This window comes from Paenibacillus tundrae, assembly GCF_030812775.1.
GTDB classification, from domain to species: Bacteria; Bacillota; Bacilli; order Paenibacillales; family Paenibacillaceae; genus Paenibacillus; species Paenibacillus tundrae_A.
In genome coordinates this window covers 241,785-266,023 of record NZ_JAUSTI010000009.1, presented here as the reverse complement: position 1 = coordinate 266,023, position 24,239 = coordinate 241,785, and the positions used below count along the sequence as shown (strand labels likewise).

Annotated in this window: 20 protein-coding genes; 2 read left to right on the top strand and 18 right to left on the bottom strand. The window is 45.8% G+C overall.

Features of this window, described 5'->3' with window-relative positions; genetic code table 11:
- Window positions 1-10 precede the first annotated feature (10 nt).
- From J2T19_RS17900 to J2T19_RS17890, 3 genes are all read right to left on the bottom strand, one after another.
- Entirely contained in the window at window positions 11-634 is a 624-nt protein-coding gene (locus J2T19_RS17900) for an XTP/dITP diphosphatase (RefSeq protein ID WP_239293699.1), read from the bottom strand.
- A 2-nt stretch (window positions 635-636) separates the two neighbouring features.
- Window positions 637-1,395: a ribonuclease PH gene (rph, locus tag J2T19_RS17895; RefSeq protein WP_056702812.1), complete on the bottom strand. Its 759-nt coding sequence runs from the start codon at window positions 1,393-1,395 to the stop codon at window positions 637-639.
- 173 nt (window positions 1,396-1,568) lie between these two features.
- Complete coding sequence (locus tag J2T19_RS17890) at window positions 1,569-2,624, bottom strand: GerMN domain-containing protein (RefSeq protein WP_307218052.1); 1,056 nt, start codon at window positions 2,622-2,624, stop codon at window positions 1,569-1,571.
- A 291-nt stretch (window positions 2,625-2,915) separates the two neighbouring features.
- On the opposite strand from J2T19_RS17890, the gene J2T19_RS17885 reads away from it, so the two are divergent.
- The gene (locus J2T19_RS17885; protein WP_307218051.1) at window positions 2,916-3,482 is read left to right on the top strand and encodes a phosphatidylglycerophosphatase A family protein; all 567 of its coding nucleotides are present in this window, start codon (window positions 2,916-2,918) and stop codon (window positions 3,480-3,482) included.
- Window positions 3,483-3,657: 175 nt separating this feature from the next.
- Here the strand turns inward: J2T19_RS17885 and J2T19_RS17880 are convergent, their stop codons facing one another.
- The 7 genes from J2T19_RS17880 to J2T19_RS17850 form a co-directional block, all read right to left on the bottom strand.
- Window positions 3,658-4,635 (bottom strand): hypothetical protein, encoded by a 978-nt coding sequence (locus J2T19_RS17880; RefSeq protein WP_307218050.1) that lies wholly within the window; start codon window positions 4,633-4,635, stop codon window positions 3,658-3,660.
- Between the two features lie 29 nt (window positions 4,636-4,664).
- Window positions 4,665-5,153 (bottom strand): hypothetical protein, encoded by a 489-nt coding sequence (locus J2T19_RS17875; protein ID WP_307218049.1) that lies wholly within the window; start codon window positions 5,151-5,153, stop codon window positions 4,665-4,667.
- Window positions 5,154-5,287: 134 nt separating this feature from the next.
- Window positions 5,288-5,947 carry a ferric reductase-like transmembrane domain-containing protein gene (locus J2T19_RS17870; RefSeq protein ID WP_307218048.1) on the bottom strand — a complete coding sequence of 220 codons (660 nt, stop codon included), beginning with the start codon at window positions 5,945-5,947 and terminating at the stop codon, window positions 5,288-5,290.
- A gap of 67 nt (window positions 5,948-6,014) precedes the next feature.
- Window positions 6,015-7,007 (bottom strand): FAD:protein FMN transferase, encoded by a 993-nt coding sequence (locus J2T19_RS17865; protein WP_307218047.1) that lies wholly within the window; start codon window positions 7,005-7,007, stop codon window positions 6,015-6,017.
- Between the two features lie 53 nt (window positions 7,008-7,060).
- Window positions 7,061-7,471, bottom strand: coding sequence for a hypothetical protein (locus J2T19_RS17860; RefSeq protein WP_307218046.1), 411 nt, complete (start codon window positions 7,469-7,471; stop codon window positions 7,061-7,063).
- Between the two features lie 236 nt (window positions 7,472-7,707).
- Window positions 7,708-8,640 carry an MBL fold metallo-hydrolase gene (locus J2T19_RS17855; RefSeq protein ID WP_307218045.1) on the bottom strand — a complete coding sequence of 311 codons (933 nt, stop codon included), beginning with the start codon at window positions 8,638-8,640 and terminating at the stop codon, window positions 7,708-7,710.
- A 77-nt stretch (window positions 8,641-8,717) separates the two neighbouring features.
- Window positions 8,718-9,464 carry a class I SAM-dependent methyltransferase gene (locus J2T19_RS17850; RefSeq protein WP_307218044.1) on the bottom strand — a complete coding sequence of 249 codons (747 nt, stop codon included), beginning with the start codon at window positions 9,462-9,464 and terminating at the stop codon, window positions 8,718-8,720.
- Window positions 9,465-9,699: 235 nt separating this feature from the next.
- Here J2T19_RS17850 and J2T19_RS17845 point away from each other — a divergent pair, with 235 nt between their 5' ends.
- Window positions 9,700-10,575: a DUF72 domain-containing protein gene (locus tag J2T19_RS17845; protein ID WP_307218090.1), complete on the top strand. Its 876-nt coding sequence runs from the start codon at window positions 9,700-9,702 to the stop codon at window positions 10,573-10,575.
- Window positions 10,576-10,959: 384 nt separating this feature from the next.
- Here the strand turns inward: J2T19_RS17845 and J2T19_RS17840 are convergent, their stop codons facing one another.
- The 8 genes from J2T19_RS17840 to J2T19_RS17805 form a co-directional block, all read right to left on the bottom strand.
- Window positions 10,960-13,110: a glycoside hydrolase family 88/105 protein gene (locus tag J2T19_RS17840; protein WP_307218087.1), complete on the bottom strand. Its 2,151-nt coding sequence runs from the start codon at window positions 13,108-13,110 to the stop codon at window positions 10,960-10,962.
- A gap of 77 nt (window positions 13,111-13,187) precedes the next feature.
- Complete coding sequence (locus tag J2T19_RS17835; RefSeq protein ID WP_307218043.1) at window positions 13,188-14,021, bottom strand: polysaccharide deacetylase family protein; 834 nt, start codon at window positions 14,019-14,021, stop codon at window positions 13,188-13,190.
- A gap of 130 nt (window positions 14,022-14,151) precedes the next feature.
- Window positions 14,152-15,438, bottom strand: a complete 1,287-nt coding sequence (locus tag J2T19_RS17830) for a Gfo/Idh/MocA family protein (RefSeq protein WP_307218042.1) — start codon at window positions 15,436-15,438, stop codon at window positions 14,152-14,154.
- Between the two features lie 99 nt (window positions 15,439-15,537).
- Complete coding sequence (locus J2T19_RS17825) at window positions 15,538-17,154, bottom strand: glycoside hydrolase family 43 protein (RefSeq protein ID WP_307218041.1); 1,617 nt, start codon at window positions 17,152-17,154, stop codon at window positions 15,538-15,540.
- A gap of 104 nt (window positions 17,155-17,258) precedes the next feature.
- Complete coding sequence (locus tag J2T19_RS17820; protein WP_307218040.1) at window positions 17,259-20,609, bottom strand: glycosyl hydrolase; 3,351 nt, start codon at window positions 20,607-20,609, stop codon at window positions 17,259-17,261.
- A gap of 208 nt (window positions 20,610-20,817) precedes the next feature.
- Window positions 20,818-22,329, bottom strand: a complete 1,512-nt coding sequence (locus J2T19_RS17815) for an extracellular solute-binding protein (RefSeq protein ID WP_307218039.1) — start codon at window positions 22,327-22,329, stop codon at window positions 20,818-20,820.
- Window positions 22,330-22,347: 18 nt separating this feature from the next.
- Window positions 22,348-23,235, bottom strand: a complete 888-nt coding sequence (locus tag J2T19_RS17810) for a carbohydrate ABC transporter permease (RefSeq protein WP_056702765.1) — start codon at window positions 23,233-23,235, stop codon at window positions 22,348-22,350.
- Between the two features lie 23 nt (window positions 23,236-23,258).
- On the bottom strand, window positions 23,259-24,233 hold the full coding sequence (locus tag J2T19_RS17805; protein WP_145049842.1) for an ABC transporter permease: 975 nt from the start codon (window positions 24,231-24,233) through the stop codon (window positions 23,259-23,261).
- Window positions 24,234-24,239: the final 6 nt, after the last annotated feature.

Sequence of the window (24,239 nt, the reverse complement as noted above, 5' to 3'; positions counted from 1 at the left end):
GAAAACCTCTTTACGTTGCTAGTCTAGAAACGAGTGCTCTTAGTGCATGGCCGCGGTGGCTGATGGCTTGTTTCTGTTCAAGCGTCAATTCAGCCATAGTCATCTCGTACTCAGGCACATAGAAGAGCGGATCATATCCAAAGCCACCAGCACCTGCTGCTTCAGCGGTAATCCAGCCTTCCGCAGTGCCTTCTGCCTCAAACTTATCTCCGGTTGCTGGATCATATAGGACCAACGCACAGACAAAACGTGCAGGGCTGAGCAATGGTTGCTCAGTATCTTCCCCAGATTTCAACGTTTCAAGCGCATCCAGCAATTTAGCATTGTTCTGAGCATCTGTTGCCCCTTCACCTGCATATCTTGCTGAATACACCCCTGGATCTCCGTCTAATAGATCAACGCACAACCCGGAATCGTCAGCTAGTACAGGAAGTCCAAGTGCATCCCCTACGGTTTTGGCTTTCTTCCAGGCATTCTCCGCAAATGTTACGCCATCTTCAACGACATCCGGGAGTTCAGGATAATCAAACATGCTTTTGACCTCTTTGCCAAGAGGAGCAAAGGCATGAGCGAACTCCCTTACTTTACCTTGATTACGGGTAGCAACAATGATAATGGAACTATCCAAGCTCATGTTTAAGCTTCCCCTAATCCGCGTGCACCAATTTTGAGTGCAATCGGTCCAAGCACTTCTTTTTGTCGCTCAATCATTTCCAGGATTCCTTGCTCACCCAGTTCCAGCATCGTATTCAATTCACGACGGTCAAAGGGAGCTTCTTCACCTGTTCCTTGTAATTCTACATACTTCCCGCTGCCTGTCATCACTAGGTTCATATCAACCTTAGCTTTGGAGTCTTCATCATAATTCAGATCCAGCACAGGCTGTTCACCTACAACACCCACACTTACCGCTGCAATGAAGTCTGTAATTGGGAATACTTGCAGTTTGTGCTGTTGTGCGATTTTGTTTACAGCGAGTGCCAGAGCAACAAACGATCCGGTAATGGACGTTGTACGCGTGCCTCCATCTGCTTGGATCACATCACAATCCAGCGTAATCGTGCGCTCACCAAGCGCCTGCAGATTAACAACCGAACGCAGTGCCCGGCCAATTAGACGCTGAATTTCCATTGTGCGTCCAGTCAATTTACCACGGTTAGCTTCACGCTGATTCCGAGTATGTGTTGCACGTGGTAACATGGAATACTCGGCTGTTACCCAGCCTTTTCCTTGGCCTTTCATAAAGGGAGGAACACGTTCCTCCACTGTAGCTGTACAAATCACCTTGGTATCTCCGACTTCAATCAGTACAGAACCTTCAGCGTATTTATTCGTGTTAATTGTTAAATTCATCGGCCGCAGCTGTTCGCTGTTTCGTCCGTTAGATCTCATCATTTCTGCCTCCTACGACTTAAGCATCCTGTAATGTCGAGCTGTAACACACTTTCACTAATCTCTTTTATTTTACCAAAGAGTTCTTGCAAAAGCACCTATATCCGTTGAACGTTACTTCAACGTGTGCCGCTTCAAGCTTATAAGGACTGCAAGTATACTCTTCCCTAGATTGCTTAAATCGGAATTTCATTGATATGTTCAGGTTTAGATACAGGTGCACTATAATCCTGATTATCATCACTCATGACGGTTTTTTGCCCATTCCATTCGATCTGGACTTTAGTATCCTTGCTTACCGTATTTTCTGTCGTAGTGAGAACAACGGATTGTAACAACTCACTTGGCACGATATCGCCCTCAGTAAACATATCATCCTTAAGTGCGACGGTTACTGTCCCATCCTCCGATGTTTTGACCGATTGTAGCTCCGTACCACCCGTCATGACCTCTTCCAGCTCGCCGCTTTTCGCCGGGCCTTTGATCAGTTCGTTAAGTGCAGCTTGTACTCGGTCTTCTCCTGGGGTCACGAGACGTGTCACCGGAACATAATACTGAACTCCTGCTGGTGATGCGGCTGAGAAATAGACCGTGACCGGACTGCTGTTCGTTGTAAAGCTATCGCCCAAATCGAGATTAATACCTACTGCCCGGTTCAACGGCTCTGGCAGCGGCGTGCTGTTTACCGGCATTTGTGATAGCTTTTTGCCATCTACCCAGATTTGCACGTTCTCCACATCCGGTGTTCCTGTCAATGTCCATGTTACAGCCTCAAGTAATTTTCGCTCATCCTTGGCATCATACTTGGCAAAATTGCCAGAGAACTCGACCACCGCCAGCTTATCCTCTGCATGAATGGTCACATTCTGCACGACAGTTCCCTGCGGAAGCACACCTTGGAACCCTTCAGGAAGCATCCCTGCATATGGGCCACCTGTGACTAATGTATCAAGTGCCGTTTTGGGACTACCTATATCCGTGCCGGATGGAAGCGTCAGTGACACTGGAGCGAGTAATCCCTGCTGATCCTGCAAATAAACAGTAGTGAGCGGGAGTGTAGCCAATACACCATTTCCCTCAGCAGCTTGAATCATTGCAGCTTCTTGGATAGGCGGCGGTGGATCGACTGCTTCGGAAGACTGTGCATTAAACATACTACAGCCAGACAATACCAATGGTACGCTCAGTAGTGCAGCTGCTGATGCTTTGCGGAAATTACGGATCTTACTCATGATCTCGTTCCCCCTCATCATTTTTACAGTTTGTACTACCATGTATACGAGCCTTCGTTCAAAAAATAACTACTTTTTAGAGGTTGTTCCAAAAACCCGCTACTTCATTTCTATTTTCTTCCCATCGTCTCAACAACTGAAAACCACCTTTAGCATCATGATTCTAACCGGTCTTAAATGAAAAAAAAATCTACTTTTGCTTCATAAAAATAATAAAGAAACCTAAAACGGTTAATAACGTATTAGGAGACAAGAATATTGGCATTGCTAACATCAGAGGAGGAATCGCCCATGGAACATCCTGAGCAAGAAAAAATCCCTTATAGCCTCAATAGCCGCAAAGTCGCGGAGGCAACCCGGGAATGGTTACATAAACGGGGCGTGAAGATCCTTGAGATCGCGGAACTCGTCATGTTTCTTCAGAAGAAGTATTACCCAGACCTTACCATGGAAGAATGTATTGAAAATGTAGAGATGGTACTGAAGAAGCGTGAAGTCCAGAACGCTGTACTGACAGGTATTCAACTCGACTTGCTAGCTGAGCAAGGTCAACTCCTTGCGCCTTTGCAAGAGATGATTGAGAATGATGAGGGGCTCTACGGCGTCGATGAGATTCTCGCCTTTTCCATCGTGAATGTATACGGCAGCATCGGTTTCACCAATTACGGGTATGTGGACAAGCTTAAACCAGGGGTGCTAGAACGTCTAAATGATAAGAGCCATGGTCCTGTGCACACATTCCTTGATGACATTGTAGGTGCAATTGCATCGGCAGCAAGTAGCCGTATTGCCCATCGCAAACAGTCCGAGCGTGAAAAAGAGCTTGGTGAGAAGCCCGTAAGCGATGATGCCATTTAAGTCATAAGCACATATTTCCCGTTCAAGCTAATCCATCCATACTCTATGACTGACTAGAGACAGGATGGTTAGCTTGTTTGTCATTTTCCATAAGAAAGACTGATAAATCAACAGGTGCACAGATGAGCGCAGTAGATGCACTTGCTACGCGAGGATATCTCAAACCCTTTCACTCTTATAAAATGACTTTTTTAAAATCATAAGAGCCATAAAATTCTTCGTTTCCATACTCATCAATCTCCTCATAAATTCGGGAAGCAAACCAAATTTCAAAATTTTGATCATATGACATCTTCACTTTACTAAGCTCAGAATAAACCAGTTGACTAATATAATTACTTTCATCAACAATAAGTAAGGCTCTTCTATAATCAGAATCTATGTAGAATTCAAACTTTTTTTCACAGGACTTAAATACCTTGTCTAAATATTGTTGAATTCTTTCTCTTGAAGGTTTCAAGTCCCTCGTTGTACCAAAACTGATTGGGCCAATAATTTTAACTTCTCCATCACTCACATTATTTTCAATTGCACTTTCCTCGTCTAAAATCATGAAGCAGAAATTAATCCCTCCCACCTCAAAAAATTCTGATTCTTCAGGTGAGTTTGCAAATCCATTAGCTAGAATTCTCTTCATATTTTTTAGTATTTCCAAAGTATATTTTTGTTTCTCGTTTTTTCCCCACCTAACATTTACATCCATTGTTAATCCATACGGGAGTGCTTTCAGTCTTGGTTTATCTAATAAAATCGCAACACCAATATTTCGAGCGAGTTCTGAAAAAGACTTAGCATCTTGGTTTTTCTGAGGGATAAGCTCATGAAGTTCCTTTACCTCAACTACAAATCTCTTTGATGTGGAATTATTAAATAACAAATCTGGTTTTTTTGAATCAATTTTATTGCCCTTTTTCTCCTTATCAGGACACAATGACAATTTATAATTTGTGGACTCTTCGTTGTTCACAAAATTTATAAAACGATTTCCAATTGAAATCCACTCACATCCGCTAAACAAGTCTGGGCAATTATCAAAATTAGTTAATCCTTCATACCATTGATCATGATCTTCGTGACATCGAGAACAGGGAAAATATGCCGCATATCCTGACTCTTTAATTTTTTCTCTAATATCCTTCTCATTGTAATTCAATCTCCCACTCCTATATGCTTAAGTTACAATCAGTTCTGATCAATCGTTTCAATAATAGCTTCAATTTCTTTATCAATTTTATGAAATAAAACATTTAAATCTTCCATTAATTCTACTTGTTCATAAGCATCTAGATAAAAATCCTCATTTTCCTCCATACTAACCTTCACACTAGTAATGTTATCAAAAACTGATAAAGTCCTCTGCCTTTCTTGCTTAGTAAGAAGCACAAAATATTTACTGCCTAAAAAGAATTTGGATAAATCTAAATAAGTCTCAAACACTTTCTCAAACATTAAGTTAGCGATTGTCTCTGATCGAGTTTCTTCATCTGGCTCTTCATAAGACATCTTATCGTTTATAGCTTCATATCGGTAATAAAAATCTGATAATGTATGTCTGATAACAAACATTTCTCTAAGAATCTCATGTTTCAATTCATTTCCTTTCTTCTCAAGCGTGACTCCGATACCTCCAAAGGATAAAGAAAGTTCTTTCAATTCAAGTTTTCTAAACATACTAATTTCCCTCCAGACAAAACTTATTTTTATTCCATAAAATTATAACACTATCTATTTTTCATGCTAATTACTACTATTATCTACGCACTACACAAAAAAGTTGGCTCCGTAGAGCCAACTCTGTCACATAACTATTTTAAATGCTCCTGTCTGCCTACGCCTACTCTTGCAAATTGATATACCTCACTCCAATTCCGTTCAACAGTGGGTTCAGTCGGCATAGGTTTGCGACCAATTGTAATCTCAGGTCCTTTGCGCTCCCGCATCAAACCACGCAACACAGTCATTCCGATCATACTCAAACCAGTGAATACGTACAACAATCGCATCCATACGTTACTGGAATCCGAGCCTATCACAAATCCATGGATGAGTAAGCCGACGAACACCGGATAGGACAACATATGGAAGATAAACCACCATTTGCGGCCAAACTTGTTACGAAGATCACTAGACAGTAAAACAATGACCAGTCCATAAAAGGACAACGTACCTAGTCCACTTCCAATCGGATGCACCGCGGCTGTAAATGGAATCAACAATTCACTCCAGCTAAACGGACTGTAATGATCTATATACAAGATTAGCGCATGAGCAAGTCCCAATCCAAATGCGATCCACGTGGTTCTCGTATGCCATTTATACATCACCGCTTTTGGCTTTCCCTTTGCTGCCGGCATACCTTGAGCAATGCCTAGAAACACACCTGCAAAGAGCAATAGATAGGCGGCTATACCACTAATTCGAATTAAACTCCAGGTTGGTAGATAATCTACAATCCATTGTGCCATAAGCGGCTCCCCCACATCCGATAGAATTGTCGTCTAAAATGCGCGTTCAAGCGACTTTTTGAACAACTTAAATTAGGCTAAAACGGTGATCGGGATCAAAGCCAGGCCAGCGCTCAGCTAACTTTTCTGTATTTCCTCTGAACCACATACTGCCGTCCCGCGTCACCCATAACACGTCATGTCGGTCGTAATGCCGATTCAACCAACGAATCGCTTCTTCACTTCCCAGAATGCAAACGGTCTTCGCTATAATCTCGCATTGGGAGGTGTGTTGCCCCAGAACAGTACACTGTACGATATCCGTATTCGCGGACTGCATCGTTCGAGGGTCGATTAAATGGTGAGCCATTTGACCGTTACCGCTAGGATGCATCCATTGTCTCCGCGCTAGACTCGACGTCGCAACTGCTCCACCATCTAACTGAATGCTACCTGTCAGATTGCGCTTCTCCAAGAACGGGTCGGTGATATAGAGCGTCCAGCTGGTATGAGCAGGTGTGCCCCAGACCTGAATATCACCGCCCGCATTAATCATCCCAGCAGGAATATGGAGTGAACGTTGCAACCAGTCTACTATACGTTCTACAGCCCACCCTTTGACGATACCGCCAAGATCCAGCTCAGTACCAGGGTCTAAGTGAACCATTCGGCTCCCCTCTCTGTGCATCCACCCAGGACGACAGTAATCAAATTTTTCATCTGATGAGGTAGAAGATAACGGCTGTGCTGTGTGGCTATAATCCAGCTGTTCTTTAAGCTGGTCTGATTGCAACTGCTCAGAGCTTACATCGTATCCTTGCTGACGAAGTGCTTGGGCAATACCTGGCTGAAAGATGCCTTCCGTATGACCAATGTATCCGTAGGCAAGGCTTAGCACTTCATCCATCGCAGCAGAAACAGGCAACCAGCCTATAGAGCGATTCAGCCGGTTAAGCTCACTATCCGGTACAAATCGGCTAAAACGTCTCTCCTGTGTTTCAAACCAATTCTGTACTAGATCCGCAGCATGCTCGGCTTCCTCCTGGCCCGTAACTAACTGCACCTCGATCACCGTATTCATCGCGCGGAAGCGAGAAACCCGCGGAAGGATTGCCTGTGGCTGCTCAACCCGGCTCATGATGCACCTGTACGTGACTGATAACTGCCACTAAAGGTTCTTGAATCATTTTGCTGATTCTGTTTATCCGTTGAATTGCCGCTTGGTGCTGTTCTGGAGTAATTGGAGTATGGTGCCAAACCACTTGACCCATCTCCACCTCCACGACTCTGGTTGTTTCCGTAATCTTGGTTGTACTGAAGGCTCGGACTAGAGCTGTTCGTTCGACTGTTGTCCCATTCATCTATTACGTCATCGCGCGTAGCCACCTCACTGTTGATGGTGTTACTTGTATCTGTTCCGTTCGCAGATGCATAAGCGACGTCAAAAGCATCCGAAGATCTTACATATTGAAAGAGTGCAGCCACCACTAATGTTGCTGCGGCCGAGGCTTGCCATTTTCTCCATTGGTTACGTTTTGCCTTCATCGATCTTCCCTACCTTCTGTGGTGAAGTTCATGTTCCTATCTTAGGTAGGCTGGCTTAAAAGCAGATGAATGAACCGTTAAGAAAGGCTAAAGCTTTACAGTTAGATCAAGGAATTTACAATACAGTTTCCGCCAAAAAAAGTTCAACACAAAGAAGGCTCTGGTCAGAGAACATCTCTGGTCCAGAACCTTATGATTAAACGCACGTTAACGAAGTGTAACACATCATCACGCACTTACTTCTTGATGTTAAACAAAAACATACCGTCTCTCTGTTCCTGCTGAACAACGAGCCCTCTCCGAACCAGCTCTTGTAAATGTGCTAACGTTTCACTCATTGCAAATCGTAGCTGATGGGTGCTCAAGCGATCGCTGAACATGAATAAACAAAGGTCATACGCACTCACAGGTGCCTCCGCTACTCGCTCAGCCATCTTCTGAAGTCGTTCCTCATGATGCGTGAGCAGGTGAACCGTTCGTTCATTGAAATGAAGAAACGGATTACGATGCCCAGGATATGCTCGCTCCACTTCCAAAGCCCCAAGACGATGCAACCCCTCCATATAAGATAGTAAGGGCTGAGGGTCACTTCCGGGCTGAAGACTTACATTAGGCGAAATCTGTGGCAAAACAGCATCACCGCACAGGATCTCTCTCGACTCGGGAGCATAAAAGGATAAATGCCCCGGAGCATGTCCTCCTGTTTCCACCGCCATCCACCGCTGGCCTCCCATCTGCAACCACTCACCATCTTCTATAGAAGTTATCTCTGGAAGAGGGGTAATCTGCGAATCAAAGCTCTCCATGTGCTCATGAATCTGTTTTGTCTTATCTGCTGGCATCCCATGCTGTGCATAATATTCAGGTAGCACGACATTAATGGTGGCGTTCTGCCCCCACATGTACTCTGCCTCTTTCATGGATCGACTAGACATGCGCACAGGAGCACCCGTCTTTTGCTGCAGCCAGCCCGACAAGCCAAGATGATCTGGATGATGATGCGTTAACACAATTTGGCTAATGGATTGAAAAGATAATCCTAAACTCGCTAGCGCTTCCTGCCACTCTAGTTCGGTCTCACTGCTACGCGGCCCTGGATCTACAATCGTAACCGTTCCATCCGTTTCATGTAATACATAACTGTTCACCCAACGTAAAGGAAAAGACATGGTTATCTTGACCCGTTGTATGTATTCCGGCATGGTTATCGCTTCTGATCTCTTCATAAATGATAACTCTCCATTCCTTACTCTTCAGGACGATGACCCACAAAGATCATACGTGACGATTCCTGTTCATCATATTTCTCTTCATCATATCCTCCATGAACCTGATCGACGATCAGACCTGCCTCGTGTAACAAATGGCTTAATTGTTCACGGCTATACAACTTGACCCGCTCATGATATACACGCGCCTTCTGGTCAGGTATAGTTGTGTCCGTAATACGTATTTCCTTTTGTACAAATCCATCCTCTATCTTGCGAAACTCTTCAATGTACTGTCCTTCGTCTTCACGGGTTGATTGGGCTACCAGATGACGAGTCACATAGGCTGTGTTCATAAAGTCAATGATAAAACTGCCCCCTGGCTTCAGCATGCGATGAATAACCTGCAGTACCTTGAGCTGCTCTCCATCTTCTTTGAAATAACCGAAGGATGTAAACAGGTTAACTACAGCATCAAATCCACCTTTTAATGGTAGCTCTCGCATGTCCGCATGAACCCACTCTACACGGTTGTCTGTATCCATATCTCGTGCTTCGCGCAAAAGTACATCAGATAGATCAATACCTGTCACTTGAAAGCCGGCGTCAGCAAGTGCCAGTGAATGTCGCCCCATACCGCAGCACAGATCCAGCACTCTCGAATTAGGCTCAAGCTGCAACCAATTGATCATTTTATGTACTTCCTGATAGGCTCCTTGCACATCGCGATGTTTGTACACCAGTAGATAGTCCTCACCAAAACTCTTCTCATACCATTCCGTCATTGCTTCTCGCCCTCCATATGGTCAATAGCCTTTCTATCTGTCATATGCTGGTACATTTTCACTTTCATGATAAGCTTCTAGTCATTGTATCGTCTTTGTCGTTTAAACTCAAAGCTTCCATGCCTCATTCACATTGAATGCTCTGAAACCCCACGATATAATGTTAAACATAGTCGAAGCGGTTCGAACCGGGTAATTATTCAGATATTCCTGCATTACACTGGAGGTGATCATCATCATTCGAATTGGACTCACCGGATGGGGAGATCAGGAAGATCTCTATGCACATCGTACAAAAGCCAAAGACAAGCTTGCCTTATATGGGCAATTTTTCACAACCGTTGAGGTGGATAGTACCTTCTACGCCGTTCAACCTAGAGATCGGATGGCGCGCTGGGCGGCAGAAACGCCAGATTCCTTTGCTTTTATAGTCAAGGCCTATCAGGGAATGACAGGGCACCTGCGGGGCAAGCCTTATTTCAATAGTACATCAGAGATGTATACAGCTTTTCGAGAGTCATTGGAGCCGATGATGGAGGCTGGCAAAATGCAGGCAGCACTGTTCCAATTCCCACCTTGGTTTGACTGCAATCGAGAGAATGTAAATGAACTACGAGAAGTTAGACTAAGGATGGAAGGTATTCCATGTGCCATTGAGTTCCGTCACCGCAGTTGGTATGAAGATGCCATGCGTGAACGTACGTTATCCTTCCTGAAAGAACAGGGCTGGATTCACAGTGTATGCGATGAACCTCAAGCAGGACAAGGCTCAATCCCTATTGTGCCTCAGGCTACAGATCCAGAGATGACACTCGTTCGTATGCATGGTCGAAACGTATCGGGATGGCACCAAAATGGTGCGCCTAATTGGCGCGAGACCCGTTATCTGTATCGCTATAATGAGGAAGAGCTACAGGAATGGAAAGGTTATCTGGAGCAATTGCAGGAGCAGAGCAAGGATGTATATGTTATCTTCAACAATAATTCTGGTGGAGACGCCGCAGCAAATGCACGTATGATGATGGATCTACTGGATATTCCAATAAAGCCATTTCCCGATAAGACGATTGTAGAAGAGGAGCCAGGGCCAGAACAACTCGAATTATTTTGAAGAGGTTGTTCAAAAAGTCCGCTTTTGATTACGAAGGATGCGCGAGCGGCATCTCAGCTTCGAATATGGGATTCAGCCAAAATAAGTGGATGCTTACGAAGCTTGTTTCCTTCGGAAACAATGTAGTTGCTCACGTAGTTTTGCCTACGCTCCGCTACTCCATTTCTATCTTCATCCATTTTCTCTGTACTGAAAACCGACCTTTTTGAACACGCACTTAAATAAGATTCCTTTTGTTCCTCATCAGGATCATCGTTGTGTTTACACGTAGAAAAGCGGCCAGCCCTTAAGCTAGCCGCTTTTCTCATTTCATAGCATAAATAGTCTACATGCACTCCCATTACACGATATCCTGCTTCATATCACAGGGAGCATGTAGAATGTTTAGCGTTGACCTGCCGTAAGTGAGGTAGGAAAACCAATTTGGCTCAGTTGCTGGTTCATCCTGTGAGCCTCAATTCCTGCAAGCAGCACGATACCAATGCCATGTGTATCATTCAGATTCCAGCCCAGATCATCTCGATAATATAGAGCGGTGAAGGAGTAACCTGATCCACGACATACGCCATACACATTTCCTTGATAATCAATAGAAATACGTGTAATCCCTTCCCAGCCTTTACGAACAGCCTCCAAATAGGGTTCAAACGCCTCTAGCCAACCCTCTCGGATACCACGAGCGTAAGCGTAGATGAACATCGAAGTACAGGATGTCTCTTCATACGAATCAGGCCGATTCAGTACTTGGTACCAGAGACCATTCTCCCCCTGCAATGCCAGGAAACCTTGACACAAATCACGATAAAACTGAAGCAACTCCGGTCGCTTCTCATGATCATTCGGCAGAATTGTCAACAACTCGGTTAGAGAGAAGAGCACCCAGCCGTTGCCTCGCCCCCACGGAATACCTGTTGCCCGTCCACGTACAAAATCATACACATGAGACATGATCTGTTGCTGTGGAATATATAGATATTTGCGAAACAGCAAGAATTGATTAATGGCGTCGTCCCAATATGATGTTTCTCCCGTGAGCTGACCATAACGCATCAGGAACGGGGTACTCATATAGAGGTCATCACACCACATCGTTTCATGACGCATCTCTCCGCTGCCCCGAACTCGATAGAATGCACCATCCTCCAGCCGTTCCTGTTCATCCGTAATATAACGAGCAATCCGGTGTGCTGTATCGAGTCCGCCGCGGATCTCACCACTTGCCATGGTCGCCAGTAACGTAGAACCGAAGGAGCCACAATCATCAAGACTGTCAATGGCGGACAGCTGATTGTTAATACCGGCTGCACCATAATGGTCTCGATCCCATAATCCATAACGGTCAAAAGAAGTGCTCAGTTCAATATGCTCTCGCACATACTGCACATAATCGTTGCGGTTCAGCTCTTGACCTGTCTGAAGCAAGCCAAGCAGGGTTACTCCCAGTGGGTAATTCCACTTGCCATAATGTGTATTCTCCAAATAAGGACGAACGCTGGTCTCGGGCAGATCTACTTGCCAGTAAACTCCGGTACCCCCATTATCAAACACCTTATCGGTTACAACGATCTCATCCGCAGTGGGGGCAGATCCGTGGGTAAAGCTGCCCATGTATAACCAAACATCCGTGCATCCCGCAACGGGACGTGGAGACGTTAACCTCCACCCCTTCGAGGATGCAGCTTCAGAGATTGAACCACCTATTGTGAAGCCCCAGCTATCCTCACCTACCAAGCATTCGCCTTTGGCAACTAAATGAACAGCCCCATACTTACGTGGAAGTTCAACCCTGAATTCACCACTTGTCTTTCCAGAATATACTTCCTGATCGTTCACAAATAAGGTGAGTCCACCTGTGTGTTTACCTCGTATGATTACCGGGGTATTTCCCGGCACCGTAACATCTAGTTTTGTCCATGCATATGCAACTGCTGGTTCTGCTGTACCAAATATCCGGCCAAAGTTTCCAGCATGCAGCTCTTGCTCCGTCCATTCCCTTCGTGGAAACCATGTCAGTCCTGTCTCCGCTTCGGTCATACCATCATGTGGAAGTGATGTAAGCGGCTCATCCACAGGTTCCGAATACAACCATCCTTCCTGACCCTGACGGTCAATGCCAGGTGTCAGAAAATGAAGAGGGAAATTTTTGAACGATGCGGTTCCATATATGCCACCAAAGCCTACTTCGGTCTTTACAAAACACAACAGCACATCATTCCAGCCGTATTTTACATGGATCGGAAACTGAGTTCTACGCTCTGGATACAGCTCCTGAAGCAATTCGGATTTGAAAATTTCTTCTCCATTCACGTAGACGGTCACTGGACTATAACAGTTCAGACCTGTATTTAATGTGGTGTCCTGCTGGCTCCATAACTTGCCCCACACATATACATATTGTCCTCCACGTGCATCGCTCCATTTCCGATCCAGGTTCAGATCGTAACGGTAGTCTGCAAGCCTACGGAAACCACCCCGGTGGTGAGCTCTGAATAAAAAGGAATGCTTGGGATGATCCCCCATATAACGCTGAGCCACTGTCGTCAATACGTCGGGTATTGAATCATGAACCTTGCCTGCAATCGCCTCGTTCTCATGAAAATAACGGATGATTGTCAGCTCCTTTCCCCAAGTTGGATCAGCTCTTTTAACCGTAGCGTCTCTCCGCCTTTCACTTCCACCACTTGTTGATCTGCCGTTAACCAGACTGAAGTTGAAGACGGATTATGGATCATCGAACGATCTGCTGAGCATTCCAGCCGCTTCACTGCTTTCCAGTAGGCAATAATCTCTATATTAGTCGCATACCAAATATCGTCTCTGCCACCGATCTGTTCTCCAAACCGTTCGATGATGTCCCAATTATCGTTATCATTGAATTCGTAGCTGTGACCCCATACGTAGAAGAGTAGTGGTGTACCTGTCTTGGTATGCTGAATAAATCGTTCAGTAAGTGAGTCCAAATCATGATTATGGTGGCATGTCGGATGCCATTCAAGTGGCCGTTCAGGCAATGTGAATTGCCCATGGGATTCTACGGTTCGTGCATAATCTAGGCCTAGCCATTCTAATTTGGTGCTAAGTGAACGATCATAGCCACCGTTGGGATAGGCCATGCCTCTAACCGGATAATCAACAAGCCGCTCCAGTGCTTTTCGATCTTCCATAATTTCTTCGGTGAGCAGTTCATCCGGCACATACGGCAACGTGGGATGAGTGACAGTATGTACAGCCACCTCATGACCCGCGTACAGCTCTGCAACCTCACCTTCATCGATTCTTCCCGCTTTACCGAGTACGCCGGAATTGAGATTAAATGTTCCACGCAACCCATAACGATTGAATATATCCACCAGTCTGCGATCATGCACTACACCATCATCGTAACTAAACGTCAACGCTTTCATTACTCCACCTGGATACCGGTCAAACTGGATACGATGTCCCATCTTTGTTCCTGTCTCCCTCCGAATTAGCGTTACAACTGTGATCTAGAATGATCTAGATAGGGTTCAACTAAAGAAGGTTTACACTTGCCACTTCGATGACAGAATAACCTTCCGATCACTGTTATCCCGCTTAAAATTTCACCAAATCATCAATGCGTACAGGCTGCCCTGTGCGGATCGCCTTATTGGCTGCAATACCCGTAAGAATAGAGCGCGCTCCGTCCACATGGTCAGCAGCACGGTTGAATTTGTCTGGTACCGGATCACCAAAGATATCGTTCAGCAACACCGGATCACCACCACCATGACCGCCTTCTCCCTCTTCTACCTCTACCTCGTAAGGTGCATCAAACATTGGGAATACGGTGATACTGCGACCTTTGAGCGCTCCTTCATTGGCACGGTCACCACCCGCATTGACATACGATTGCTCTACAATATTCATCTCGATACGTCCTTTGCTGCCGTTAAAAGCGATGCGATATCCTTCCCAAGGCATATAAGCATTCAGGGAATATGTCAGAACCGCTTTGTTCTTATAGCGAACAAGAACACCGAGTGTATCTTCAATGCTGATTCCATCGCCAAACACATTCTGATCCCGCTGATAACCATCCTCATGCTCTGCATCCAGATACATCGCCTTCAGTTGCTCACTCTGATCCAAATGTAGTGCGAACGGATCGTTCTCTGCCTGCGGGTTGCCTGTCGCTCTCGCATAGCTATGCTGCTCTCCGCGGCGCTCAGCGTTCTCTTTGCCGTAGAACAACAAATCTCCGTATGCAAATACACTTTCCGGCTGTGAGCCGATCCAGAAATTAACCAAGTCGAAATGGTGTGTTGATTTGTGGACAAGCAGGCCACCACTGTTGCGCTTATCCCGATGCCATCTGCGGAAATAATCTGCACCATGACGTGTATTCAGCAGCCACTCGAAATGCACGGAATGGATATCGCCAATGACTCCGTCCATAATTAGCTCGCGTGCTTTCGTATGATGTGGTGCATAACGATAGTTGAACGTTACACGCACATCGCGTCCTGTACGTTGTACCGCATCCAAAATCTCCTGACATTTCTGCTCATCCACCGTCATCGGCTTCTCCGTGATTACATCACAGCCAAGCTCCATAGCTCTAATAATATAATGATGGTGTGTGCGATCCACTGTGGTCACAATCACCGTATCCGGCTTATGCTCTGCGATCATTTCTTCAAAACGATCTGCGGTATAGGTAGGCAGCTTATGGTATCCACAATCTTGTGTCAGAACTTGGTTGGCATAATCCATCCGGGTCTGGTTCGTATCACACAAGGCGAGAAGCTCTGAACGATCCTTATATTCCTTCGCTAACGCGGTATAGAAAAACCCTGCTCTGCCACCTGTTCCTACGAGTACATATGTTTTTTTGCTCATTGTGTATCTCTCCTCATTAAGTTGGATTGGTATGAATGCGACTATATTTAATCCGTATTCGCGCCTTATGCTGATCAACAGTACCATGTGCGATAACGGTTATTCCTGAATTTCCTTCACGGCAAAATAGCGATATTCCCCTCGGCCTGCACTAGGTTCAGACTTCGTATTAATCGCAAACAGTCCCATCTTCGCCCCGACCCATAGTGCCGTAGTTGCAGCAAATGTTGTGCCTATCGGTGTATAACTCACGCCATCCTCACTCCAGCTAAACTGTACATGAGCAGGTTCGATAAGGGTAAGACGTAAATGAATAGTCGAACCGGAAGCCGTTGAACCTTCTCCCTTCCAGTCCAACCCTTCTTCCTGCCATTCGTCTGCATGCAGATCACTATTTCTTTGTTTCTCCCCACGATTCAGGGATAAACGAATATTCCCTTCCTCAGTCTGTGTGAGACAAAGATAGGCATAAGCATCACCAAACAAAACAAGTCCTGCTTGATCTCCAGCCTGCTTCGGATGAAAAGTCAATTGAGTCGTAGCTTCAAAGGCTGACGCCGGCAACTTTTGCATCAATAGCTGTGGAACACCAAATAGCGATTGGACACCCTCAGGATATGGAAGCGTGTGCAGAATGAGTCCTTGTTCTGGACTCAAATCAGCCCATTCAGGCTGTGGGTTAGCCTGCCATTGCCATTGAAGTCCTAGACGATCCGCTGTAAAATCATCGGAGACTTCGGGCACAATTACAGGGTGTGTGCTTCCTACGTCGGGCTTCTTATGCACGATTACAGGTTCACCGGTTCCATGGCCTTCCTGATCCAAGCCAATGACAGGCCAGCCCTGTTCATCCCATTGCATGGGCTGTAGATGGACAATCCTTCCATAGGCATCACGATCTTGAAAATGGATAAACCAGGACTCCCCGGAATCCAGCTCTACATATCCACCCTGATGCGGGCCATTAATGGAGGAAGATCCCTGGTGCATGACAATTCGATCTTCATATGGGCCAAATACCTGCTTCGACCGTAACACAGTCTGCCATCCCGGTTTCACACCACCCGCGGGAGCAAAGATATAATAATCTCCATCCCGCTTGTAAAACTTGGGACCTTCGATCGTTGGATGGTGCTCTGTACCGTCAAATACGATCATTCCTTCATCCAAAAGCCGGCTTCCATCCGATGCCATGCGGCACACCTGAAGTTTGCTTTTGATGCCACAGCGGCTGTTGGCAAACGCATGCACCAGATATGCGTGCCCGTCATCGTCCCATAATGGGCAAGGGTCAATCCACCCCTTAACCTCATGTACCAGATGAAGAGGTGACCAGGTTCCCTCAGGATGTGTCGCCGTTGTCATGAAGATGCCTTCGTCTGGCGTACTGAAAAAGATCCAATACTTGTTGTCATGGTAGCGAATGCTTGGTGCCCACACACCTTTACCGTGTAGAGGGACGTCATACCCCGGAAGATCCAACCGTTCAATGGCATAATTCACGAGCTTCCAATTCACCAAATCTTTTGAATGCAAAATCGGTAATCCAGGTGTATGCGAGAAGCTAGAAGCAGTCATGTAAAAGTCATCGCCTACACGAATGACATCCGGATCCGAATAATCCGCGTGCAGAATGGGATTACGATAGGTCCCATCCCCCTGATCTGCGACCCAGATCGGTTCAAACTTTTCTAGACTGGATTGAGATGTAGCCATTAGATTACTCCCTTCCTTTTGGCTCCAAAGTAGTGATTACTCCATTTATTTAATTTATCCTGACGCAAATTTAAAGCGCTACCATGAAAGCATGCTCGGACAATCTATCCATCAACCTGTCTCCAACCTGCTTCCCGAAGCTGATGACTAGAAGAATCAAAATACGTACCTTCAAGCAAACCGACTAATGTATTGGTCACGCGTACTTCAATCTCATTATCTCCGGTGCGAAGCCATGAAGATTGGCCTCTCCAGCGATAAGGAGACCAACAGCGCACACCGAGGCTATATCCATTGACCAGAACTTCGGTAACATCCTGAACTCGCCAATCGCTGAATTTTAGTTCGAAGAACGGATTATTCGTGCTCGGTTGATCCAGCCAAAGGGTTCGCTTGTAGATCATCTCTCCAGCAAAATGTGGATATAACGCTTGAGGCTCCGGTTGAATCTGCACGGCCGTGTCTGGTTCCCTAACTAAGGAAGCCATACCCTCATGATGAAACTCCACTCCAAATCGTCCTTGTAAGTACAAAGGATCAACGATTCCGTCTTCATCCTTCGTAATCTGAACGGTAACCTTCAGTTCGTTAAGACCACTGTGCAACCATGGTGTAATGTCATAACCGATATTGTCAAAATCCGTAATCTCGACTGATTCGAACGCATCCGGTCGGATAGAATGATCATTAATGATTAACGTCCAGTCACCCGAAATGGCCCTTCGATCCATGAATAACAGACACTCAGATAAGGCTGTTCTTAGTTCAAACGAAGTTGCGTAATGGCACTCCAGTGGATACGCAATGGATGGCTTCTTTGGTGTGCCGAATACTTGGTTAAACTGGAGCGGAAGCAAGTTATGTGCTGAACAATCTGCTGCCTGATCAATGAACGGCTTGACCTCAGAATGGCTATCCTCAAAAATTACACCGTTGTAATTTTTCGCCGTAAGGTGGAAATGTCCCATACGCAGCACATTAGGCTGAAGCGTTTCAAGTCGCCAAGGCCCCTCCGAAGGGATGGTTATTGAATGAACTTTTTCAATGCTTCCAACCAAAGTACTTACACCAAGAGCGGATTCCTTCTTCTCCGCATTCTCTGTGAACTGTTCTTCTGCTGAACCGTGCTCATCATCCCATGTTAGTCGTATAGCATGTGCATCGTAAGCTGCGAATTGTAGCGAAATATACCCTTCGTCTCCACGATGATGGATGGGGAGTGCATACCGTTGTCCTTGCTCCAAATCTAGTCGCTCTACCCGCAAGCTTTGATTAGGTGCGCGTTCAGCAACTGTCCATAATGCATCAACTGCGACCTTCAATTCACCTTCTAAGCATTGATCTTCCTGATTAGTTAAAAAGACCATATATTCGCCTTTAGACAGTTGTCTGGTCTGCATAAGTAGTGAAGAACTTTCCTTCTCCATCACCCAACGCACGGGTTCGGGCAGTACCTCATCCAGAAGCAAGGACATCGACTCAAGTACAGTCTGATGTATTGAATCAATACCTGCCATAGGGAGAAAATAAGCCTTTCCTTCTCCACGCCGCCATAGGGATCTACCTTCTCCCTGTTCTAGTTCTCCATTACCCCAATACTGTACCTCTGGGTTTTCGCCAGCTCCGAAAAACTTCGCCGCTTCATCCCCTGTAGGGCTTCCTTGCTGAATGGGTATATATGGAGGCAACCCAACAGATATAACGATCCCGCCCTGTAAAACCCATTGCTTCAGCTGTTTCCACGCCGCTGCTTCCAAATTAAGCATAGGTGGGAGAATCAATACTTCATAACGAGCTGCACCTATTTCTATCCTGCTATCAACCAGCTGGGCTTCCGCCAGAAGTTCCGGATCAAGATGATCATAATCCCGTCTGCTCTGTAGTAAGTGCGTAGTAATCCTCATCCAGTCATTGGTGAGCCGTTCCAGTCTTGCCTTTTCTGCTTCGTCTTCTCCGCTATATTCAAAGCCATGCAGCGGATTCCCCATTAAACTCCAGAGTGTAGTCGTTGGATCGAGCACGGCGATACGGATATCGGCTGCCCCTGTGCTCATCAGGTAACCTAATCTTCCGGTGTAGTCACCGAGTTCCCGAAAGTGTTCCCAGTACGGATTTTGCAGAAACTGTGAAGGGGGAGCATCATGCTTCGCCAGCCCACCAATCGTATAGAAAAAAGCATGAAAGTTGAAAAAATTCGTGCCCATGGCCGCCATTCGATCAATCATCCATTTGGCATCCTGCAAGGTCATTGACCAGCCTACACTGTGGAAACATTCAATCAGATTTCGCTCCCGTCCCAGTTGTCTAGCTAGTGAGCTGACCATTTTGGGATTGTCGCGCATTCTTTTTCCGTAGCGTTCAAGAATCCAGGGCAACGAACGTCCGATCTTCTCGTGGGCGGAGTCTCCACCTGGCATGTGGCTATATAGCTGTGTCGTCATACGCACACCAGGAACCTCTGCCGCATATTGAATTCCAGCCTGTTCGCACCAGTCGTGAACTTGCTTATGATAAGAAGTACGGAGCAAAAGGTGCAGAGATTGATAATAGTCATAGCGGATTCGCTCAAAATCCGGAACATCCCCATACAACAGCGCAGGTAGAGCCTCAATGAGGCTATAACCACAACATTCACCGAAGTAACGAGGCAATTGTGGTGACCATGGAATCTTCCCGAGAGGTGCAATTTCATCCGAAAACACACCTTTGATTACGCTTTCAAATTGTTCTCCAAACGCTGACTGATAGCGATCATGGGTGAGTTCGATGAAACGACTCATTGCCTCCTGATGGCAAGGATCCACAAAGTTCCCGTAATATTTAAAATCATCGATCTCTTCTTCTTGAAATACAATAACTTCCCATTCTCCAGCCGGAGCCTTCCACAACAAGCGAAAAGCTGTATGGTATGTAAAAAATCGCTTGCGGTTATACGAGGTGAGGCCCGTCTCCTGGTACACCTGATCTGTCTGCACATTACCAATGAATCCTCGTAGATTAATGGATTTATCCCATGAGCGTTTACCTTGTGCATCCTTAGGAACAGCTATGGCATGTAACACACGTCCCCAGGGTAGCTCATGATCGAGTAATGTGTCACCTTGTACATTCAGATGACGATGGATAAGCTGACGCTGCTTCGCTTCCGGGAATTCAAGTGTTACCTCGCCCCCAGCCATACCACTCGGATATGGATATTCGTCATACAACCAGACTTGCATGCCAAGTTCATCCGCAGCTTGGGTAGCTACTTTTACCTTATCGAACCATGCTTCAGATAAATAAGGAATCTGCAGTCCCTGACGCGGACATATAAAGAATCCACCCACGCCCTGCTTATGCATTTCTGCGATCTGACGCTTGATCTGGCTTTCTTCCATATCCCCATTCCAAAACCAAAAGGGATGAACCCGGTACTGCGCCTCGGGATTTTCAAAAGCATCCCCGTTCCACATGTCGCCTTCCTCCCAAATACATAAGAGTGGTTGTTCATCTTCCATTATCGTTCATTTTAGTTCAAATGGGTTTGTTTCGCTTTGATTATACAACAAAATCGAATGCTGGGAAGACATAATTCACAAAAAAATTGTTAAATTGGATGAATATTGAATAGCCCGGCCGCCTGCACTACGACACTAACGGCAACCGGGCTTAGTATAAAGACTATTTGAGCGCAGCGTATAGCTCATTTATTTCTTTGACATAGTCGTCACCACCGCTCTTTCTCCACAAAGCAACCGCATCTTGGAAGCCTTTCTCATCGATCTGTCCTACAATGAACTTAATCCGAGCATCATTGATGATGTTATCAAGCTGTGGCCCCTTCTGCGCGTATACATCCGAGATCAGTGGTTCACCTGGGTTCGCGATGATAATCTCTTCATTGGCCTTCTGAACCTCAACAACCTTTTGTCGAACAGGAGTTTGTTCTATACGCAACGTTTTGTCCTCAGGAATAAACATCAGAATCTGATTCAATCCCTGTACATCCCGCAGTGCCAGTTTATCTGTAGTAGGTATGATGTAATCGCCTTTTTTCTCATACTGCTGACCTTCTAACCCGTTGCCGAGTAATGCTTGAAGCTCTGGTTCATTCAATTGATCCAAGAATGTCAGTACCTTCTTCAGATCTTCCTCCGTTTTCACACCGCTCTTGGAAATAACAATCATCCCAGAGTAACCAGACGTTGGCATATCACGCAGACCTTTTGGCCCCTCCATCGCTTGTAATACATCCACACGTCCTGTAGCTGCTGGATCTTTCTCCAAGATCTTCTGATCCATACGTTGTGCATTATCTGCCACATCCACCATAACGCCAGCCTGCCCATTTACAAATGGGTCTGGAAGTTTCGTTGCATCCATAACTGCAAAGTCCTTGTTCACCAGACCTTCACTGTAAATTTTGCGAAAGAATTGCAATGCCTCCATATACTCCGGTGTATCATGTGCTGGAACTAAAGCCCCACTGCTGTCCTCGCCCCATTTGTTTGGTGCGCCAAACCATACCTGCATGTTATCCCATGGACCTGTGAATTTACTTGCCACCAGCCCGTAGGTGTCCTGTTTGCCATTGCCGTCTGGATCATCATTCGTGAACGCTTTCAATACATTGTAGAATTCATCAATTGTTTTTGGTTCTTGGAGCCCCAGATTCTCCAGCCAGTCCTTACGAATGGTTACCCCGTTGCGACCTAGAGCGCGAGCCCGGTATATGCCGTATGTTTTGCCATCAATCGAAGCGTTGTTCGTAATGATCTCATTCATTTGGCTGAGGTTTGGATAATCCTTCAGGTAAGGGCCAAGCTCCCAGAATGCTCCTGTTCGAGCTGCGTTGATGAAACTCGGCGACTTACCTAGCACCACCATAATATCCGGCAACTTGCCTGAAGCTAAGGTGATATTGAATTTGTCTTCATACGAACTGCTGGGCACCCATTGAAGGTTAACATCGACCTTGGTCAGCTCCTCTAGCTTCTGTATAACCGGACTATTCTCCGGTGGATTCTCTGCTTCAAAATTAGGGAGCATGATCGTCAATTGATCTGTGCCGCCTGCCGCTTCTCCCGTATTCGATTGTTGTTCCCCGCTACATGCAGCGAGCACCGTACTTAATAGCATAGATGCACAAAGTACAATAGCCATTTTCTTCAATCCTGTTTTTGGTTGTCCCATACATTCTCCCCCTTGGCTTTAGCCTTTAATTGAACCGAGCATGACACCTTTGGCAAAATGCTTTTGCAAGAACGGGTACACCAGCAAGATCGGAATCGTACCCACAACGATGACCGCCATTTTTACAGACTGTTCCGGTGGTTTAACAAAGTTGGGATCCATGTTTGCCATATCTCCAACACTGGCCTGCGACAGCAGTACGATTTGCCGTAACATGACTTGCAGCGGCCATTTGGTACTGTCGGAAATGTAGAGCAATGCCGAGAAAAAGTTGTTCCAATGTCCTACGGCGTAGAATAACGCAAATGTAGCTATGACCGGTTTGGACAATGGCAGCACAATACGCCACAGCACCCCAAGATCAGAACAGCCGTCGATGCGAGCCGCTTCCTCTAGCCCAGGCGGCATCTGTTGAAAAAAGTTTTTGACAACAATAAGGTTAAAAGCGCTGATCGCGCCAGGAAGCATCAAAGACCAGTAGGAATCAAGCAAACCAAGACCACGAATGACGAGATACGTTGGGATCATGCCTCCGCCAAATAACATGGAGAAAATAACCATATTCATTAGCATATTTCGTCCCCAGAAGTCGCTGCGAGACAGCGGGTACGCCATCGTCAACGTGAAGAATAAGTTAACGAATGTACCTACAACGGTAATGAAGATGGATACACCAATACTTCGAAACATCGTGGAGGATGAAAAAATATACTCATACGCGCTAAGGGAGAACACCTTAGGAATAAGGAAAAAACTGCGTTCAGTAATTTCAGCTTCGGTCGCGAATGAATTCCCTATAATATACAAGAAAGGAAGAACGGTTAGTAACCCCAGAACGCCGAGCATGATGTAGTTGAGCACATCAAATACTCTGCCAGCAGGGCTGTTGTACAGACGACTGTTCATGAGCGGTTACCTCCTATGGTCTATTAGTAAATACCGGGATGACCAAACTTTTTGGCTAGCTTATTACTACCAAGAACCAATATAATCCCCACAACAGACTTAAAGAGTCCAACGGCCGTACTGTAGCTGAACGCACCTTGCGTAATCCCCACGGTGTATACATAGGTATCGAACACATCCGCTACGTCCCGGTTAAGTGAGTTCGTCATCAGATAAATCTGCTCGAATCCTGTGTCCAGAAAGTTTCCGAGTCTTAGAATGAGCAATATAACAATCGTGGTACGAATCGCTGGCAGGGTAATATGCCACATTCGGCGTAAACGTCCTGCCCCATCCACAATGGATGCTTCATACTGCTCTGTATCTACTCCCGCAAGAGCTGCAAGGAAAATGATTGTCCCCCACCCCATCTCCTTCCACATCATCTGAATAATGATCAGCGGTCGGAACGTATCTGGGCTGGATAGGACATCTATGGGTTTACCTGTGATCATCGCAATTAGCTCATACAGCACTCCACCCTGAGGTGTCAGAAAAACATAAGTGATACTGGCGATAATCACCATAGATACAAAATGCGGTACATAGACGAGCGTCTGAATCGTTCTTTTGAAAAAGGCTGTTCGAATCTCATTTAATAGGAGTGCAATGATGATCGGTGCTGGGAAAAAGAAAATGAGATCGTATAAGGCAAGAAGCAACGTATTCCTGAGCAATCGGAAAAAGTCTGGATTCGAGAAAAAGGTCGTAAAGTTCTCAAACCCTACCCATTCACTATCGCGAATCCCTAGGAAAGGCTGATAATCCTGAAAGGCAATAACGATTCCCCACATGGGCAAGTATTTAAAGATCACAAAGTACAGAAAACCGGGAAGTACAAGTACGTATAACCATTTATTTCGCTTGATCTGCCGCTTCCAGTTGGACTCCCGCTTTACGGAGTAACTAGAAATGTCCGCCTGCGTTGTTGTAGCGGCACTTCCATTCTTCCCGTTCATGCCCTC